The organism is Vibrio sp. 811 (assembly GCF_033339195.1).
Window position 1 is genome coordinate 1 of the sequence record NZ_JAWOUB010000301.1, and the last position, 775, is coordinate 775.

Genomic DNA, 775 nt, shown 5'->3' on the forward strand with positions numbered 1-775 from the left:
TGAATCGCGCAGCAATAACTTCGCCAATCCTTCCGCACCCAATTGCGAAGATGGCGCTTCATGAGTCGTCAGAAAATGATCTGGGGTGAGATAGTTTTCAATCATCGCACTTTGCCAACCGTGTAACTGGCGTTGCAACGTTGAGTGATTCCCGCGCGCCCCAATAAAACCAACGTTCTTAAAACCTTGTTCAATCAGGTGTCTGGTACAGGCCTTACCCACTTCGAAGTGATCCACGCCAATGTTGAGATAACTGGCCTTTGAGCTCAGTTCGGTAATCTCTAACACTGGCGTATTTGACGCCTCTAACAGTTGATGCGTTCGCTGACTATGCTCACTTCCAAACAGTACAACGCCCGCAGGACGGCTCTCTAAAAAAGTCGAAAGCAACTTTTCTTCTTGCTCAATCGAGTAGTCGCTGTAACCCAGCAATAGTTGATAACCCGCTTTGTTTAACGCCTGTTGGAAGCTTGGTAAGAAATGCGCGCATGCTTTTTCAAACAGTGACGGAATGATAAGAGCGATGGAATAACTTTCTGCAGATGCGAGTGCCCCTGCGGCTTTGTTCGGGATATAGCCGAGCTCATCAACCACTTGTTGAATTTTTTCTCTCAGCTTATCGGATACCAGCTCTGGCGTTCGTAATGCTCGCGACACCGTCATCGTGCCTACGCCTGCTTGTTTGGCGACATCAGCCAAAGTGACATTGCCGGTACTTCTTCGTTTGCGAGGTTCGCTCATTGTTTTTATTTAATGTTCTCTAATTTCAGCTGCG

At 47.6% G+C, this 775-nt stretch carries 1 protein-coding gene; it reads right to left on the bottom strand.

Annotation, left to right across the window (positions count from 1 at the left end; translation table 11 throughout):
- Positions 1-741 (bottom strand): LacI family DNA-binding transcriptional regulator (locus R7Q46_RS26480; protein WP_318078127.1); only part of this gene is annotated, 741 nt, incomplete at its 3' end.
- Positions 742-775: the final 34 nt, after the last annotated feature.